We start from the raw sequence: 15,483 nt of genomic DNA on the forward strand, positions 1-15,483 counted from the left end.
CTATTTGTTCAGCGCTGCGGTAAGGGCAGTCAGGAAGGCGGAATTTTCTTCCGGCGTGCTGACCGTCACGCGGATGCAATTGGCCAGCAGTGCATCCATTTTACCCATATTTTTGACCAGTACCTTGTCAGCGGCGAGTTTCGCGCAGGCAGCATCGGAGTCGGGCACGCGGAACAGCAGGAAATTGGCCGCCGACGGGAACACTTCGACGCCCGGCAGCGCGGCCATGTCGGCCGCCAGCGTGGCGCGGGCGGCGTTGATATCGGCCGCTTGGGCGTCGAGCACGTCGAGCTGGTCGAGCGCGAATTCGGCCGCCACCTGGGTCAGCACGTTGACGTTGTACGGCGGGCGCACCTTGTCGAACTGCGCCAGCAGGGCCGGGGCGGCCGACATGTAGCCGAGGCGGATGCCGGCCAGGCCGAGCTTGGACAAGGTGCGCATCACCACCAGGTTCTCGAACTCGGGCAGGTGGCCCATGAAGCTGGTGCGGGCGAACGGCTCGTAGGCCTCGTCGACGACGGCGATGCCGGTGTCGCCGAGCGCGTCGATCAGTTCGGCCATGTCGGCGGCGTCGTACAGGTTGCCGGTCGGGTTGTTCGGGTAGGACAGGAACAGCACCGCCGGCTTGTGCTCGCGGATGGCCGCCAAGAGCGCCGGCTGGTCGAGCGTGAAGTCAGGCAGCAGCGGCACGCCGACGAAGTCCATGCCGGCGAACTTCGCCGAGCGCTGGTACATGACGAAGGCCGGCACCGGCGCGACGATGACGGCGCGGCGGTCCTGGCGCGCGGTGGCCATGGCGACGATCGAGATCAGTTCGTCCGAGCCGTTGCCGAGGACGACGTCGTACCCTTCCGGCACGCCGAGCTTGGCGCGGATGCGCTGCTTGAGGGTGGCGTAGGAAGCGACCGGATAGCGGTTCAGCGCCGCTGCGGCGAGGCGCTCGCCCAGTTCGGCGCGCAGGCTTGCCGGCAGCTGGTACGGGTTCTCCATCGCGTCGAGCTTGATGAAGCCGGACGCTTCGGCGACGACGTAGCCGTTGATGGCGCGTACGTCGGCGCGGATGGTGTTGGCGATCAGGTTGTCGATGAAAGACATAATTTTCCTTGGCTTGAAGGTGGTTCGTCCGGTTCGCTTTTCTTGGCGCTCTTGCGCTTCGGCTTGGCCGGCGCCGCTTCGCCTGGTGCGGCAAGCCGGCTTTCGATGATCCGGCAGTAGTCGGCATTGAGTTCGAAGCCGACGTAATTGCGCCCGCAGCGCTTGGCCGCCAAAGCGGTGGTGCCGCTGCCCATGAACGGGTCGAGCACCACGCCGCCGGGCGGGCACGAGGCCTTGAGCATGCGCTCGATGATCTCGAGCGGCTTCTGGGTCGGGTGGTCGGCGCGCTCGGGATGTTCCTTGTGCAGGCGCGACACGCTCCACAGGTCTTTCGGGTTGTAGCCTATTTCGAGCCACTTGGCGCCGACGAAGATCGAGCGCGACCTGGCCTTCTTGGTTTCGGCGTCGTAGGCGATGCGCACGGCGTCGAGGTCGAAGTAGTAGTCCTTGCGGTTGACGAAAAAGCCGATGGTGTCGTGCACCGACGTGAAGCTGCGCACGCTGCCGCCCATCGACGGCACCCGGCGGTCCCAGATGATCTCGTTCATCATCGTCATGCGCTGCTTGAGCATGACGAAGATCTCCGGCGAAAAGCGCCAGGTCAGGAAGATGTACAGGCTGCCGTTGGCTTTCAGCTTGGGCAGCGCGGCGCTGATCCACTGCTCGGTCCAGGCCAGGTAGCCGGCCGCGCTTTGCTGGTCGGAGGTGTTGCCGTAGTCCTTGCCGAGGTTGTACGGCGGGTCGGTCAGGATCAGGTCGACCGAGCCGTCGGGGATGCGCGCCAGGCCAACGAGGGCATCCTCGCAGAATACCTGGTTGACCCAGGCGTTCATGACGGCTGCTTGATACGTACGGGCTGAAAGCGCAGCTCCGCGCTGCGGGCGTGCGCCTGCAACCCCTCGCCGTAGGCCAGTTCGGCGGCCACCTTGCCGAGCGTCTGGGCGCCGGCTTCGGAGACGTACAGGATCGACGAGCGCTTCTGGAAGTCGTACACGCCCAGCGGCGACGAGAAGCGCGCGGTGCGCGAGGTCGGCAGCACGTGGTTCGGGCCGCAGCAGTAGTCGCCCAGCGACTCGGAGGAGAAGCGGCCGAGGAACATGGCGCCGGCGTGGCGGATCAAGTCGGCCCACTGCTGCGGTTCCTCGGCGGAGATCTCGAGGTGCTCGGCGGCGATGGCGTTGGCGATTTCGCACGCTTCTTCCATGTCACGTACTTTCACCAGTGCGCCGCGATCAAGCAGCGACGTGCGGATGACGTCCTGGCGCGGCATCGTCGGCAGCAGCTTGTGGATACTCGCTTCAACGCGCGCGATGTAGTCCGCGTCCGGGCACAGCATGATGGCCTGCGCCAGCTCGTCGTGCTCGGCCTGCGAGAACAGGTCCATCGCCACCCAGTCCGGGTCGGTGCTGCCGTCGCACAGCACCAGGATCTCGGACGGGCCGGCAATCATGTCGATGCCGACGGTGCCGAACACGCGGCGCTTGGCCGCCGCCACGTAGGCGTTGCCGGGGCCGACGATCTTGTCGACCGCGCCAATCGTGGCGGTGCCGTAGGCGAGGGCGCCGACTGCCTGGGCGCCGCCGATGGTGATGACGCGGGTGACGCCGGCAATCGCCGCCGCCGCCAGCACCATCTGGTTCTTCACGCCGTCGGGCGTGGGCACCACCATGATGATCTCGGCCACGCCGGCCACCTTGGCCGGAATGGCGTTCATCAGCACCGACGACGGATACGCGGCCTTGCCGCCGGGGACGTAGATGCCGACCCGGTCGAGCGGCGTGATGCGCTGCCCGAGCACGGTGCCGTCAGGCTCGGTGTAGCTGAAGCCCTTCAGCTCCTCTTTCTGGCGTTCGTGAAACACGCGGATGCGTTCGGCCGCGACCTGCAGCGCGGCGCGCTGGGCCTGCGGCAGCGCCGCGAGCGCCGCATCGAGTTCGGCCTGGCCAATATCGAATTGGGCCATGCTGCCGGCGCTGATGCGGTCGAAGCGGTTGGTGTACTCCAGCACCGCGGCGTCGCCGCGCGCCTTGACGTCGGCCAGGATCGAGGCGACCGCCGATTCGATGGCGTCGTCGGTGGACGCTTCAAACGCGAGCAGCGTATCGAGCTTGTGCTTGAAGTCAGGTTGCGTGGAATCGAGCTTGCGGATCTGGATCGACATTTGAAATCAGCCTTGCGTTTTTGAAGCGCGTTCGAACGCCTCGAGGATGGGTTGGAGCCGCGCGCGCTTGAGTTTGAGCGCGGCCTGGTTGACCACCAGGCGCGACGAAATCTGCATGATGGTTTCGACTTCGACCAGGTTGTTGGCGCGCAGCGTGTTACCGGTCGAGACGACGTCGACGATGGCGTCGGACAGGCCGACCAGGGGCGCCAGTTCCATCGAGCCGTACAGCTTGATCAAGTCGACGTGCACGCCCTTGGCGGCGAAGTGCTCGCGCGCGGTCTGCACGAACTTGGTGGCCACGCGCAGCCGCGCGCCCTGGCGCACCGCGCTGGCGTAGTCGAAGCCGGCGTTGACGGCGACCGACATGCGGCAGGCGGCGATCTTCAGGTCGATCGGCTGGTACAGGCCTTCGCCGCCATGCTCGAGCAGCACGTCCTTGCCGGCCACGCCGAAGTCGGCGGCGCCGTACTGGACGTAGGTCGGCACGTCGGACGCGCGCACGATGATGACGCGCACGTTCGGGTCGTTGGTGGCGAGGATCAGCTTGCGCGACGTCTCGGGGTTCTCGGTAACGACGATGCCGGCCGCCGCCAGCAGCGGCAAGGTGTCGTCGAAAATGCGGCCCTTCGACAGCGCGAGTATCAGCTGGCCGCTCGCTTCGGTGGCAAATGGATTCATCGGCATCGCTTACTTGATGCGCACGATGTCGGCGCCCACCTGCGACAGCTTCACTTCCATGCGGTCGTAGCCGCGGTCGAGGTGGTAGATGCGGTCGACGATGGTGGTGCCTTCGGCGGCCATGCCGGCGATGACCAGCGACGCCGAAGCGCGCAGGTCGGTCGCCATCACGGGCGCGCCGCGCAGGCGGAACACGCCGGCGATGTGGGCGGTGTTGCCTTCGGTGCGGATGTGCGCGCCCAGGCGGTTCATCTCCTGCACGTGCATGAAGCGGTTCTCGAAGATGGTTTCCTTCACTTCGCTGGTGCCGCCGGCGATCGTGTTGACGGCCATGAACTGGGCCTGCATGTCGGTCGGGAAACCGGGATATTCGGTGGTCGAAAAGCTGACCGGCCGTGGACGCCCTTCCATCGTGGCGCGGATCGAGTCGGCGCCGACGTCCATGATCAGGCCGATCTCGCGCAGCTTGTCGAGCGCGGCGTCGAGGATGTCGGTGCGCGTGTTGCGCAGGATGATGTCGCCGCCGGTGGCCGCCACCGCGCACAGGAAGGTGGCCGCCTCGATGCGGTCGGAGATCACCGCGTGCTTGGCGCCGTGCAGCGCCGGCACGCCCTGGATCACCAGCCGGCCGGTGCCGATGCCGTCGATCTTCGCGCCCATCGCCACGAGCAGGTTGGCCAGGTCGGTCACTTCCGGTTCCTGCGCGGCGTTCTCCAGAATCGTCTCGCCTTCGGCCAGCGTCGCGGCCATCAGCAGGTTCTCGGTGCCGGTGACGGTAATCATCTCGGTGCGGATGCTGGCGCCCTTCAGTTTCGGGCACTTCGCGTAGATGTAGCCGCCTTCGATGGTGATCTCGGCGCCGAGCGCCTCGAGGCCCAAGATGTGCTGGTCGACCGGGCGCGAGCCGATCGCGCAGCCGCCCGGCAGCGACACCTTCGCTTCGCCGAAGCGCGCCAGCAGCGGGCCGAGCACCAGGATCGAGGCGCGCATCGTCTTGACCATCTCGTAGGGCGCTTCGAGCGTGTCGATGGCGCTGCCGTTGAGGATGACGGTCGCGCCTTCCTGCTGAACCTTCAGGCCGGTTTGCGCCAGCAGCTTGAGCATCGTCTTGACGTCGTGCAGGTGCGGCACGTTCGACAGTTCGAGGTCGCCCGCCGTCAGCAGGCCGGCGCACAGGATCGGCAGGGCGGCGTTCTTGGCGCCGGAGATGGTGATGTCACCGTTGAGGCGTTTGCCGCCGACGATCTGGAGCTTGTCCATGGTTATCCTTGATATTCTTCAGGGGTGAGGGTCTTCATCGACAGCGCGTGGATCTCTTCGCGCATGCGTTCGCCGAGGGCGGCGTAGACGATCTGGTGGCGCTGGATCGGGCGCTTGCCGGCAAACGCGGTCGAGACGATGACGGCGGTGAAGTGCTGGCCGTCGCCGTCGACTTCGAGGTGGGTGCATTCGAGGCCGGCGCTGATGTAGCCGTGAATGAGTTCAGGCGTAGTTGTCACGATAAAGTCCTTGATTAGTGACGCAGGTTGTAGCCGCGCTTGAGCAGGTTGACGGCGATCGTCGCCAACACCACGAAGAACGCGCTGACGATGGCAAGGCTGATCCACGGCGAGATGTCCGACTGGCCGAAGAAGCCGTGGCGGAATCCGTCAATCATATAAAAGAACGGATTGAAATGCGAGACCGCCTGCCAGAAAGGCGGCAGCGACCTGATCGAGTAGAACACGCCCGACAGGAACGTCGCCGGCATGATCAGGAAGTTCTGGAACGCGGCCAGCTGGTCGAATTTCTCGGCCCAGATGCCGGCGATGACGCCCATCGTGCCGAGGATGGCCGCGCCCAGCAGCGCGAACACGGCGATCCACAGCGGCGCGACGAACGACAGGTGGGCGAACCAGGCGGTGATGACGAACACGCCGGCGCCGACCGCCAGGCCGCGCACCACCGACGCCAGCACGTAGGCCGAGATGATCTCCCAGTGCGACAGCGGCGGCAGCAGGATGAACACCAGGTTGCCGGTGATCTTAGACTGGATCAGCGAGGACGAGGAGTTGGCGAAGGCGTTCTGCAGCACGCTCATCATCACCAGGCCGGGGATCAGGAAGGCGGTGTACGACACGCCGGGATAGACTTCGACGCGGCCCTCGAGCACGTGGCCGAAGATCAGCAGGTACAGCATGGCGGTCAGGATCGGCGCGGCGACGGTCTGGGTCGCCACTTTCCAGAAACGCAAGGTCTCCTTGTAGAGCAGGGTCTGGAAACCTACGGAAACAAACTTCACAGCGAACCTCCATCCATGATCTGCAAGAAGATGTCTTCCAGATCGGCTTGTTGCAGTTGCATCTCGTCGATGACGGCGCCGGACTCGCGCAGGCGGGCCAGGATCTGTTCGACTTCGGCATAGTCGTTGACGCGCAGGCTGAACTTGCGGCCGCTCTGTCCGTGCTCGTGGGTGACCAGGTGGCGCAGCTCGGCCGGCAGGGCGCCGCTGGCCAGGTGCACGTTCAGCTGCGAGCCGGAGATGCGGCGGATCAGGGCCGACATCGTGTCGAGGGCGACTACCTTGCCGGCGCGCAGCATGGCGACGCGCTGGCACATCGCCTGCGCTTCTTCCAGGTAGTGGGTGGTCAAGACAACGGTGTGGCCTTCGCGGTTCAGGCGCGAAATGAATTTCCACAGGCCCTGGCGCAATTCGACGTCGACGCCGGCGGTCGGCTCGTCGAGCACGATGACCGGCGGCTTGTGCACCAGCGCCTGGGCGACCAGCACGCGCCGCTTCATGCCGCCCGACAGCGCGCGCATGTTGACGTCGGCCTTGCCGGTCAGGTCGAGGTTCTCCATCACCTCGTCGATCCACTTGTCGTTGTTCTTCAGGCCGAAGTAACCGGACTGCAGGCGCAAGGTTTCGCGCACGGTGAAGAACGGGTCGAACACCAGTTCCTGCGGCACCACGCCGAGCTTGCTGCGGGCGGCGCGGAAATCGGTGACGACGTCGTGGCCGTGGATGGCGACGCTGCCGGCATCTGGACGGATCAGGCCGGCGATGGTGGAAATCAGGGTAGTCTTGCCGGCGCCGTTCGGGCCGAGCAGGCCGAAAAATTCGCCTTCCTCGATCGACAGCGACACGCCGCCCAGTGCCCTCAGGTGCTTGTAGCTTTTTTCGACGTTGGTGATCTGAATTGCAGTCATTCGTTCGGTGCTTACGTGATTTATCCAGCGGCAAGGATTTTCGCGGGGGGAACTGCCAATTATAGGGGAAATTGACCGATCAGCCGCGAGGGCGGGATGACGAGAGGGGACAACCGGGGAAATCGCCCGACGGCCGCGCTAGCAGCGTCAGGCAATTGTATAAAGCAGGATCAATGGTGATGCAGGTTGGCGGGTGATTCGACCAGCAGGGTGTCGACGCCGTACAGGTTGGCCAGGCTTTTCAGGCTGAGCGGCAGGTTGACGAACGACACCGCGACGCCGGCCTTGCGGGCGGCGCGCTGCATCGCCAGCAGCACGGCCACGCCGGACGAGTCCGCCAGCTTGACTGAGCCGAGGTCGAATACGGTCTGGCCGCCGGCGAGCGCCGCCAGGCCGCGCTCGAGCGCGTCCCTGGCGGTCTGGAACGTCAGCGTTTCCAGTGGCGGTTGGGCGGTCGTTTGCGTCATCGCTGTGCTTACTTGCCAGCTTTGACCGGCTTGTTGGCCAGCTGCTTGTTGCGCTCGGCCAGCTTGGCGATCAGGCCGTCGATGCCGCCCTTGCCGATCTCGGTGGCGAAGGTGCCCTTGTAGGTTTCCACCAGCCACGCGCCGAGCACGTTGATGTCGAAAATCTTCCAGCCGGACGGTCCCTTGGCGAGGCGGTAGTTCAGCTGGATCGGCTCGCCGCGGGCGACGTTGACCTGCGAACGCACTTCCACTACGGTGTCGGCCGGTTCGGCGCGCAGCGGCTTGAATTCAACCGTTTCATTCTTGATCTGCGACAGCGCGCCCGAGTAGGTGTGGATCAGCAAGGTGCGGAACTCGTTCGACAGCCGGGTTTTCTGGTCCGGCGTGGCGTCACGCCAGAAACGGCCGGCCGCCAGCGCGGTCATGCGCTGGAAGTCGACGTGCGGCAGGATCTTCGAGTCCACCAGCGCCATCACCTTCTGCTGGTTGCCGGACTGAATGTCCTTGTCGGCCTTGGCCGTGTCGATGACGTCGTTGCTGATGCGCTTGACGAGGACGTCAGGCGCTTCATTGCCCTGGGCGGCGGCGCCGAAGGCGGCGAATGCAAGTGTGCTCATTGCGATTAGTTGCTTGATCAATTTCATAAGGTCCTCTTTTCTGTTTGCGGGTAGTACAAAGCTGCGACCGCTCTCATTGGCGGTACAGGAATCTGGTTAACTACTTCGACGGCGTTTCGGATGACACGGCTGCGGCCGGCACAGGCTTTTTCGCGGCCGGCGCACGTTTGCGCGCCGCGGCGGCCGCTGGCGATGCCGCTTCGCCGGCTACCGGGGTCGGGCCCGGATCGTCGGAGTAGGCGTCGCGAATGCTCTTCGCTTCCGAACCTGACGCTGCCGCTGCCGGTGCAGCCGCTGCTGCCGCTGCGGGAGCGGCGGCGCCAGGCGCTGCCGGCTTGCCCGCTGCCGGCGCGGTGGCGCCCGGATCGTCAGGATACGCTGCCTTGATGGCCTTGGCGTCAGCCGGTGCGTTATCCTGCTTGCCCTCCTGCTGGGCGCCCTTCTTGAACTTGATCTTCTGGTCGCCGTTGTCGGTAATGCGGCTCAGGCGGCGCTGCAGGAAGCCGTCGCGGATAAATTCGTAGCGGTCAAGCGCGGCTTCTTCCATCAGGTTCGATGCGTCGAGCACGGCGGCGCGCTGGTCGATCGCGCGCACCCCGGTGCCGACATTACGCCAGTTGACCGGATCCTTGTAGGCCCAAGGATCGGCGGCGATGTCGATCGGCATGACGACGGTGTCGCGCACCGTCGACGGGCCAAGCAGCGGCAGCATCAGGTAAGGACCGGACGGCATGCCCCAGGCGCCGAGCGTCTGGCCGAAGTCTTCGTTATGCTTGTGCAAGCCGGCTTCGGAGGCGATGTCGAGCACGCCGACCAGGCCGAACGTCGAGTTCAGCGCGAAGCGGGTCAGGTCGGACATGCCGTCCTGGCCCTTGCCCTGCATCAGGTTGTTAGCGCCGGTCCACAGATCGGACAGGTTGCCAAAAAAATTCGACACGCCGGTCTGCACGAAGGTCGGCAGCACCTGCTTGTAGGCGGTGGCGGCCGGCTTGAGCGCGACGCGGTCGACCGCGTCGTTGAACTTGAACATCTGCCGGTTGAACTTCTCGTATGGGTCGCTCGGGTTGGGCCCGGTGGCGCAGCCGGCCAGCGTGGTGCTGACGGCCAATACCAGCGCGATGCCGCGCCAGCTCGAGCGCGCCGGGGAAGTGGTTGCCGTGATCATTTCGATTCCTTTCCGTCGGCAGCCTTGCTGTAGATGAACTGATTGATCAGGTCTTCCAGCACGGCCGCAGATTGGGTACTGTTAATGCGGTCGCCCGCTGCCAGGTTGACGGTGTCGCCGCCCGGCACGATGCCGATGTACTGTTCGCCCAGCAAGCCGGCAGTGAGAATCTTCAGCGAGCTATCTTTGGGAAACTTGTGGCCCGCGTCGAGGTCGAGCGTGACCTGGGCCTGGTAGGTTTTGTCGTCGAAGCGGATGTCGCCGACCCGGCCGACGACCACGCCGGCGCTCTTGACGGGCGCCTGCGGCTTGAGGCCGCCGATGTTGTCGAACCTGGCGGTGACCGGGTAGGTCTTGCTGAACGACAAGGTGCTCATGTTGCCGGCCTTGAGCGCCAGAAACACCAGCGCTGCCAGTCCCAACAGGACAAACAAGCCAACCCAGACGTCGATAGTTTTGCGGTGCATAAAATTTCCTAACTCTTGTTAATGGCCCGGGCAACGCTGCCAGCGCCAAACGGATTGTTTACTGGTTGATGCTTACTTGTTGAACATCAGTGCCGTCATGACGAAGTCGAGTCCCCAGATCATCAGCGACGAGATCACCACCGTACGGGTGGTGGCGCGCGAGACATCTTCCGGCGTCGGATCGGCGTGGTATCCCTGGAACAAGGCAGTGAAGGTGACCGCGATGCCGAACACCACGCTCTTGACGACGCCGTTCAGGATGTCGGCGCGGAAGTCGACGTTGGCCTGCATCTGCGACCAGAATGCGCCCTCGTCGACACCGATCAGCTGCACGCCGACCAGGTAACCGCCGAGCACGCCGACGGCGCTGAAGATCGTCGCCAGCACCGGCATCGCGACCACGCCGGCCCAGAAGCGCGGCGCGAGCACGCGCTGAATCGGGTTAATCGCCATCATTTCCATGGCCGACAATTGCTCCCCGGCTTTCATCAAGCCGATTTGCGCGGTCAAGGAGGTGCCGGCGCGGCCGGCGAACAGCAGCGCGGTGACGACCGGTCCCAGCTCGCGCACCAAAGCTAGTGCGACAACCTGGCCAAGTTTTTGTTCGGCGCCATACGGCGTCAGCGTGATGTAGCCTTGCAAGCCGAGCACCATGCCGACGAACAGGCCGGAGACGACGATGATGACGAGCGAGTAGTTGCCGATGAAATGGATCTGCTCGGAAATGAGGCCGGGCCGGCGCATCGCGCCGGGCGACACGCGCAGCAGGCCGAAGAACGAGCGGGTGGCGAAGCCGACGTTGCCCAGGCTTTCGCGCAAGGTGCGGCCGATCGCGCCGAGGATATTGGCGATCATGCGCGCGCTCCCAGGCCGAGGTCGTCGGCGAGCGACTTGCCGGGATAGTCGAACGGCACCGGGCCGTCCGGCTCGGCGTTGACGAACTGCTTGACGTACGGATCGGTCGACACGCGCAGGTCGGCCGGCGTGCCTTGCGCGACGATCTTGCCGGCTGACATAAAGTAGACGTAGTCGGCGATCGCGAAGCATTCATGGACGTCGTGCGAGACGAGGATCGAGGTCGAGCCCAGCGCGTCGTTGAGCTTGCGGATCAGGTTGGCGGTGACGCCCATCGAGATCGGGTCGAGGCCGGCGAACGGCTCGTCGTACATGATTAGTTCCGGGTCGAGCGCGACGGCGCGGGCGACGGCGACGCGGCGCGCCATGCCGCCGGAAATCTCGGCCGGCTTGAGCTGGGCCGCGTTGCGCAGCCCGACGGTATTGAGCTTGAGCAGCACCAGGTCGCGGATCAGTTCTTCCGGCAGGTCAGTGTGTTCGCGCAACGGGAAGGCGACGTTCTCGAACACGGTCAGGTCGGTAAACAGCGCGCCGAACTGGAACAGCATGCCCATCTTGCGGCGCAGCCGGTACAGGCCGTCCGTATCGAGCTGGTGGACCACTTCGCCGGCGACCTTGACCTCGCCTTTTTGCGGCCGGATCTGGCCGCCGATCAGGCGCAACACCGTGGTCTTGCCGCAGCCGGAGCCGCCCATGACGGCCACGACTTTCCCGCGCGGGAAGTCCATGCGCAGGTTCGACAGGATGACACGCTCTCCGTACGCAAACTGCAGATCGCGGATTTCGACAAGATTGGACACAGGGCTATTCGGTATTTGGGATTGCGTATTGTAGTGCAGAAAGGATAATCTCTGCTGGCGCGCGCCCGTTTCGGGACGGGTCGGGACGACGAGAATACAACACTACTGAACGGCGGGTCAGATATTTCCGGCCGTAGGTAGTTGATTTTAATGAACAATGGAAATCTGGGGCGCTGCCCTGTAGTTGCCGAATATAAATTCACGTATGCATGTAAAGGTTGCGAATGCGGGCCGGAGCCGGCGTTCGCGGATGCAAATTCAACCGCCTCAAGTGTGAACACCTGTATTTATTGGTATGTACTGAAGCGCCAGCGGAGTCGGGCATGCGCAAGGACCGCGATACGAGCAGCTTCAGAGCCAGCCGAAGCCCTTCGCCATCATGCCCGCCAGGCCAATCGCAACAGTGATCAGGGATCCGAACATCAGACGGAAGTCGGTTATCTGCCTCTGGCTAACATTCTTAAGCTCGGAATAAAAGTATTCGACGCCCGTTTCGAGGCGAGCTACGCGTTCGCCTAGTTCGGCCAGCTTCGATTCGACTGCGCCGAGCCGCCGTTCCACCGCGTCAAGCCGTCTTTCCACCGCGTCGAGCCGCCTTTCCACGGCGTCGAGCCGGAACTCCAGGCCGGTGACTCGCTGTTTCATCAAGCCCATCTCAGCGGTCAGCATTGCGATCGGCGATGCCGAGTCCGTGCCATTACTTGCTGTTGCCATATCCGCTGCTCTCCGGTGATTAAAACCAGTTTAAGACGATCGGCAGCGACGTCAAGCGCGGCTCTTCGCTGCCTGCCGGCATCGCGCACAGATGGTCTATCTGCGCACCCGTAGCAACATCAGGCCGAAGTTGGAATACGCCACGATATCGCCGCTGTCGGACACGGCGCCGGCGCCGCTGAGCACCAGGTCGCGCGGCGCGCCCGGGATGCGCGTGTTGAGGTCGACCATGCCGTCGGCCGCGGTCCAGCTGAACGCGCGCGGCTCGCCGCCGCTGGTGCGGGCGAAGCCGACCACCTGGCCGGCGCCGTTGACCGAATCGGCGCGCGACTGCGTGCCGCCGAAGGTGCCGAGGTCGCGCAGCGCTTTGCCGTCGTAGACGAAGGCGCGCGCGTCGCCCGACACCGTGTCGGCGTCGCCGACCACCAGCCCGGCCTCGTTGATGGCGGCGGCGAACGAGCCGGCGCCGCCGAAGGTGCCGAGGTCGATCATGACCCCGTCGCGGTAGAGGAAGGCGTGGCGCCGGCCGCCGGCCGTGTCGGACACGCCGACGACGTGGCCGGCGTCGTTCAAGCCGACCACCAGCGATTCGGCGCCGCCAAGCGTGCCGAGCGGTTTGATGCAGCCGCACGCTTCGTCGAAGAAGCCGAGCTGGACGCGGGTGTCGCCGTGGAAGTCGCCCGCCACCTGGCCGGCGCCGTTGATGACCCAGCCCACCGAGGCGCCGCCGCCAGGCGTGACCAGCTGCTTCAACTGGCCGTCGCGGTACAGGAAAGCGTGGCGGACGCCGTCGGCGCCGGTGGCGTAGCCGGTGACCTCGCCGCTTTCATTGATGTCGGCAGCGAGTGCCTCGGCGCCGCCGAAGTTGCCGAGGTCGCGCATGCTGCCGTCGTACAGGAAGGCGCGCGACCAGCCGGCTCCGAACGCGCGCCCAACCACCTGGCCGCGCTGGTTGATGGCGTGCGCCTCCGAGGCGGCGCCGCCCATCGTGCCGAGGTCGATCATGGTCTTGCCGTCGTACAGGAAGGCGTGCAGGCTGCCGTCGCGCGCGTCGATGGTACCGGCGACCTTGCCGTCGGCGGTGATGCCGTTGTGGTGGACGACCGCTTCGGTGCCTTTGCCGCCGAGCGAGAGCGCGATGACGTCGTAGGTGACGCCCTGATACCTTGGCGCGCGCGGCTGGTCGTGCCAGTCATCGCCGCCGCAGCCGGCGAGCGTAAAGGCGACCAGCAATGCCGCTGCCCGCAACAGGCCGCGCGCCGTGAATTTTTCCTGTGTCATCAACATGGCTTGCTCCTTGATCGAAGGTGGAACTCCTGATCAGTAAGAGCGGCGGCGCGGATAATGGTTGCGTCAATGGTGGCGTCAACAGCGGGAGCGGCAGAGCCGCCTTGTCGCGCATCAGGCGTGCGCGCGAAAGCGCCGGGCACGCTCTGTGGGAATACGGCGCTGCCGACGCTCAGTGCCCGAGCGGCAACTGCAGCGTAAACACGATCTCCGGCGCCTCGTAGTGGTAGGCCAGCGCGCCGCCGTGCCCGCGCGCGATCTGGTAGGCGATGTAGAGCCCCAGTCCGACGCCCTGGCGATTGCGCGGATTGTTCAGCGAGGTGTGCTTGAACGGATCGAACAGCTTCTCGACCACCGCCGCCGCAATCGGCGCGCCCTGGTTGCGCACGGTGATGAACGCGTGCGCGCCGTCGCCGCGCAGGCCGACCGTGATGCTCTTGCCGGCGTCGCCGTGGTGGCGCGCGTTGCTGAGCAGGTTGGCCAGCACCTGCACCAGGCGGTCGGCATCGACCATCGCGCTGACCGACGCCGGCATATCGAGCTCGAAGCGGGCCCCCGGGTGGGCGGCGCCGAGCTCCTCGACCAGGTCGGACAGCATTGCGTTCAGATCGGTCATCGCCAGCTGCATGCCCAGGCCAATGCCGCCGTTGATGCGGCTCATGTCGAGCACGTGTCCGATCAGCCGCTGCATGCGGTTGCTGGACGACTTGATGCGCCGCCCGATCAGCTCGGACTTCGAACCGAGTTCGAGCATCGCGCCGGCCATGTTGATGGCCTGCAGCGGGTCGCGCAGGTCGTGGCCGAGCATGGCCATCAGCTCGGTGCGCGCGCGGTCGACTTCGGCGTTGCGCGCGGCCACCGCGCGGCTGATCTTCGACAGCAAGCCGCTGGCGATGGTCAGGCTGGTGGCGTCCCACGGCTCGGCGCGTCCGCGCACGGTCTCGCGCCACTCGTCGAACGAACCGCGCGGGGTCAGGCGCGGGCCGAGCGGCCCGTGCACGATGGTCTTTTCCGGCCTGCCGGCCCAGCGCACCGCCTCGACCTGCTCGGTGCGCAGGGCCAGCAGCACGCCTTGCGACGCCGGGTCGAACGACAGCACCAGCATGCCGACCCATTTGCCCAGCTGCGCTCGCAGCGCTTGCGGCCAGTCGGCGACGTCGGTGCGCTGGTACAGCACCTCGCCGCTGGCCCCGATCGAGGCGAGCATGGCGCGCGCAAGGGCGTCGTCGATGTCGCCGTGGCTGATCAGTTCGCCGTGCAGCGCGACCACCAGGGCATCGGCTTGCAGCGCCGTGCACAGTTCCTGCACCAGCGGCGCGAGCGCGCACAGCACCTGGTCTTCGTCGCTCATCGCTTCGAGCACGCGCGAGCCGAGTTCGGCGGCGCGTTCGATGCCGGCCGCCTGGCCGCGCGCTTCGAGCGTCTGCATGCTCGAAGCGAGCACCTGGGCCAGCACGTCGGTCGCCATGCGGATCGAGTACGGCACCTGGCGCGGCGCCATGTGGTGGCAGGCCAGCATCCCCCACAGGCGCCCGCCGACGACGATCGATATGCTCATCGACGCGTGCACGCCCATGTTCTGCAGGTATTCGACGTGGATCGGCGAGACGCTGCGCAGCACGCCGTGGCTCATGTCAAGCGGGGCGTCGCCATCGCGGCCCAGCACCGGCACCGGCAGATAGCCGACATCGCTGATCAGGCGCAGCGAGTTCATCAGGTACAGGCGGCGCGCCTGCGCCGGGATGTCGCTGGCCGGGTAGCGCCGCCCGAGGTACGGCGCGATCGTGTCGTCGCACGCTTCGGCGACGACGTCGCCGCTGTCGTCGTGGCGGAAGCGGTAGGCCATGACGCGGTCGAAGCCGGTCAGCTGGCGCACCTGCTGCACCACCATGTTCAGCAGCGCGTCGACCGACTGCTGGCGCTTGAGGCGGTCGATGGCAGCATGCGCCTTCAGCGCGAACGAGGCGACCGCGTCGGAACTCAAG

General features: G+C 65.6%; 17 protein-coding genes. All 17 read right to left on the reverse strand.

The features are described 5' to 3' along the window. Entirely contained in the window at nucleotides 1-1,095 is a 1,095-nt protein-coding gene (hisC, locus tag ACP7DD_RS09620; protein WP_426174547.1) for a histidinol-phosphate transaminase, read from the reverse strand. After that, nucleotides 1,074-1,928, reverse strand: coding sequence for a DNA-methyltransferase (locus ACP7DD_RS09625; protein ID WP_426174549.1), 855 nt, complete (start codon nucleotides 1,926-1,928; stop codon nucleotides 1,074-1,076). The genes hisC and ACP7DD_RS09625 overlap by 22 nt, the downstream gene beginning before the upstream one ends. Further along, nucleotides 1,925-3,256: a histidinol dehydrogenase gene (hisD, locus tag ACP7DD_RS09630; protein ID WP_426174551.1), complete on the reverse strand. Its 1,332-nt coding sequence runs from the start codon at nucleotides 3,254-3,256 to the stop codon at nucleotides 1,925-1,927. Before hisD ends, ACP7DD_RS09625 begins: the two co-directional genes overlap by 4 nt. Before the next feature lie 6 nt (nucleotides 3,257-3,262). Next, on the reverse strand, nucleotides 3,263-3,937 hold the full coding sequence (hisG, locus tag ACP7DD_RS09635; protein ID WP_426174552.1) for an ATP phosphoribosyltransferase: 675 nt from the start codon (nucleotides 3,935-3,937) through the stop codon (nucleotides 3,263-3,265). Nucleotides 3,938-3,946: 9 nt separating this feature from the next. Continuing rightward, a complete protein-coding gene (gene murA, locus ACP7DD_RS09640) occupies nucleotides 3,947-5,197 on the reverse strand; it encodes a UDP-N-acetylglucosamine 1-carboxyvinyltransferase (protein WP_426174553.1) in 1,251 nt (416 codons plus the stop codon). A gap of 2 nt (nucleotides 5,198-5,199) precedes the next feature. Beyond that, on the reverse strand, nucleotides 5,200-5,436 hold the full coding sequence (locus tag ACP7DD_RS09645; protein ID WP_426174555.1) for a BolA family protein: 237 nt from the start codon (nucleotides 5,434-5,436) through the stop codon (nucleotides 5,200-5,202). A gap of 14 nt (nucleotides 5,437-5,450) precedes the next feature. Continuing rightward, nucleotides 5,451-6,218: an ABC transporter permease gene (locus ACP7DD_RS09650; protein WP_426174556.1), complete on the reverse strand. Its 768-nt coding sequence runs from the start codon at nucleotides 6,216-6,218 to the stop codon at nucleotides 5,451-5,453. Beyond that, nucleotides 6,215-7,126 (reverse strand): ABC transporter ATP-binding protein, encoded by a 912-nt coding sequence (locus tag ACP7DD_RS09655; RefSeq protein WP_426174557.1) that lies wholly within the window; start codon nucleotides 7,124-7,126, stop codon nucleotides 6,215-6,217. Before ACP7DD_RS09655 ends, ACP7DD_RS09650 begins: the two co-directional genes overlap by 4 nt. 170 nt (nucleotides 7,127-7,296) lie before the next feature. Then, nucleotides 7,297-7,593 (reverse strand): STAS domain-containing protein, encoded by a 297-nt coding sequence (locus ACP7DD_RS09660; RefSeq protein WP_426174558.1) that lies wholly within the window; start codon nucleotides 7,591-7,593, stop codon nucleotides 7,297-7,299. Between the two features lie 8 nt (nucleotides 7,594-7,601). Further along, entirely contained in the window at nucleotides 7,602-8,237 is a 636-nt protein-coding gene (locus ACP7DD_RS09665; RefSeq protein ID WP_426174559.1) for an MlaC/ttg2D family ABC transporter substrate-binding protein, read from the reverse strand. Nucleotides 8,238-8,310: 73 nt separating this feature from the next. Beyond that, on the reverse strand, nucleotides 8,311-9,375 hold the full coding sequence (locus tag ACP7DD_RS09670; protein WP_426174560.1) for an MlaA family lipoprotein: 1,065 nt from the start codon (nucleotides 9,373-9,375) through the stop codon (nucleotides 8,311-8,313). Further along, a complete protein-coding gene (gene mlaD / locus ACP7DD_RS09675; protein WP_426174561.1) occupies nucleotides 9,372-9,842 on the reverse strand; it encodes an outer membrane lipid asymmetry maintenance protein MlaD in 471 nt (156 codons plus the stop codon). Before mlaD ends, ACP7DD_RS09670 begins: the two co-directional genes overlap by 4 nt. A 72-nt stretch (nucleotides 9,843-9,914) precedes the next feature. Next, entirely contained in the window at nucleotides 9,915-10,697 is a 783-nt protein-coding gene (gene mlaE, locus ACP7DD_RS09680; RefSeq protein ID WP_426174562.1) for a lipid asymmetry maintenance ABC transporter permease subunit MlaE, read from the reverse strand. Beyond that, on the reverse strand, nucleotides 10,694-11,497 hold the full coding sequence (locus ACP7DD_RS09685) for an ABC transporter ATP-binding protein (RefSeq protein ID WP_426174563.1): 804 nt from the start codon (nucleotides 11,495-11,497) through the stop codon (nucleotides 10,694-10,696). Before ACP7DD_RS09685 ends, mlaE begins: the two co-directional genes overlap by 4 nt. Nucleotides 11,498-11,848: 351 nt before the next feature. After that, entirely contained in the window at nucleotides 11,849-12,211 is a 363-nt protein-coding gene (locus ACP7DD_RS09690; protein ID WP_426174564.1) for a hypothetical protein, read from the reverse strand. A 96-nt stretch (nucleotides 12,212-12,307) separates the two neighbouring features. Continuing rightward, complete coding sequence (locus tag ACP7DD_RS09695) at nucleotides 12,308-13,498, reverse strand: DUF3466 family protein (RefSeq protein WP_426174565.1); 1,191 nt, start codon at nucleotides 13,496-13,498, stop codon at nucleotides 12,308-12,310. A gap of 172 nt (nucleotides 13,499-13,670) precedes the next feature. Further along, the gene (locus tag ACP7DD_RS09700; RefSeq protein ID WP_426174567.1) at nucleotides 13,671-15,482 is read right to left on the reverse strand and encodes an ATP-binding protein; all 1,812 of its coding nucleotides are present in this window, start codon (nucleotides 15,480-15,482) and stop codon (nucleotides 13,671-13,673) included. Nucleotide 15,483: the final 1 nt, after the last annotated feature.

The organism is Massilia sp. TWR1-2-2 (genome assembly GCF_049897565.1).
Lineage (GTDB): Bacteria > Pseudomonadota > Gammaproteobacteria > Burkholderiales > Burkholderiaceae_D > JAFCUW01.